Origin of the sequence: Photorhabdus cinerea (assembly GCF_011189575.1) — a bacterium.
Classification (GTDB): domain Bacteria; phylum Pseudomonadota; class Gammaproteobacteria; order Enterobacterales; family Enterobacteriaceae; genus Photorhabdus; species Photorhabdus cinerea.
The window spans coordinates 1-1,664 of record NZ_PUJW01000090.1 but is presented as its reverse complement, the minus strand read 5'-3'; the positions used below and the strand labels follow the sequence as shown (position 1 = coordinate 1,664).

2 protein-coding genes and 1 pseudogene are annotated in these 1,664 nt (G+C 44.8%); all 3 read right to left on the bottom strand.

From position 1 onward, the window contains the following. Positions 1–546, bottom strand: a 546-nt coding sequence (locus tag C5469_RS23910) for a phage tail protein (RefSeq protein ID WP_242689570.1), incomplete at its 3' end; no start/stop codon positions are given. Between the two features lie 49 nt (positions 547–595). Then, entirely contained in the window at positions 596–1,192 is a 597-nt protein-coding gene (locus C5469_RS22630; protein WP_166310931.1) for a YmfQ family protein, read from the bottom strand. Continuing rightward, positions 1,189–1,664 (bottom strand): annotated as a pseudogene (locus tag C5469_RS22625) (baseplate J/gp47 family protein); the annotation flags it as partial. The pseudogene C5469_RS22625 and the gene C5469_RS22630, both read right to left, overlap by 4 nt.

The window sequence follows — 1,664 nt, the reverse complement described above, 5'->3', positions numbered from 1 at the left end:
ACTATATACCCGAATACCGGGTGCTTCATACACACCCTTACCGGAAATATATCCAGTGGCATCCACATACCCGTTTACAATACCACCAGATTTTGGATACGCACTATTCGCCTTATTCACCGTTTCCGCTAAACCCAAGTTTTTCACAAACGCATTCTTGTCTGGGATATCCGCGCCGTTTTGGGATTTTGACAGGCGAGTGTTGGCGTTGTTGTTAACGTCTGTAATCAACTTCTGAGTTGCTGCAAGTGTATTGCTACTACCTGTTACATCTGTAAGCTGAACGATGCCTTTTTGGGTTAGTGAGGCATCATGGATTTCTACTGCGCTATTATCAATTAATTTCTTGATAGCAGCAAAAAGCTGACTGTCATTTTTACTATCGAGTTTTAAGCCCGAACCCAGCACAGCGTTAATTAATTCACGCTGAACGGTATTAAACCATCCGGCATCTAATAATGTCGGCGCAATACCCGCAGCGACATTGCCATTTGTAAATTCACCGTTTTTATCTGCGGTATTTGTAATATCACCGATTTTTTGCATAGCAAAACCTCACTCATTAAAGGTGATTAGAAAATAAATAAAGGGTTATTTAGTTGCGGTAACCGAACTGTAAAATTGTATGAGATGGACAAAGGCGATTAAATTGGCACTCTAACCGTTTATTACCCCATGACCTCAACGGATCTCCGCAATAACTTCCGCCAGCTACGGCATAAAAGATGGTAGTTTTAGGGGCGTTAATTCGCCAGACAAACGGCCAATCTTCACCGTTTAAGGCTTCCCCGCAGCGAGACTGTCCCGCCCGTGCTTGTCGATATTCAGTGATCGTGATGGTATAACCCATCGTTGCCGCCAGATTAATAAAAAACTCTTTTGACTGCCCACCATCTCTTAATAATCGTGAAACAACTGTTTTCTGTCTTAAAGGGATAGTATCAACTTCCCCAATCCCGCAATCATCTGGCAAACCTAGCGATTTCTCCCATTCAGGCAGCATGATAGTCGCAGTTGCAGGGAAAGCCCCCTCAACTAATCCCCACGCGTCCCGATCGCTTCGGTAATATGAACGTGCAATCGCTCTTGTTATTGCGTTCATAACTGATGAGGGCTGACGAGTCCACGCCAAACCGGATGGCAACAATCCGTTTAACGCTGATGTATAATCATCAATGCTATATCGACTCATGTATAGATAACCTCCCCTCTCAGCGGTAATTCCCCGATCCCTAATTTAATATTGCTTGTCGGATTCGTAATAACAAATCCCGCCGTTCCCGGCACATCAGCAATCGCATATTGAAGTTCGGATATAAGAACTTTCCCCGTCCCGTCAGGATTCCCGTTTTCAAAAAATACATTATCAATAGCGGCGGCAATGGCATTCGTCACATCACGACTAACATAAGATATGCCGTTGATTGTGATATCAATTTTCCGCTGAATTGGGGAACAAACCCACACTAAAGCAGTGACTGGCTGCAACGGGTAGATGTAATCCGCAACTCTTGCTTGATCTCCTGTCGCTGACGTACCGTAGTTTTCTAAGCTGGAGAACCCATCTGTACCCGTTGGGAAACCGCCCTTTCCGTTATTATCACACATAATGTAGATGCCAACGGTCCCCGCGCCCATTGCTCTACGACGAATCCATACGCGAG

Excerpts from the sequence above, each read along its gene's own strand:
- C5469_RS22630 (WP_166310931.1), bottom strand. The coding sequence starts at position 1,192 with ATGAGTCGATATAGCATTGATGATTATACATCAGCGTTAAACGGATTG.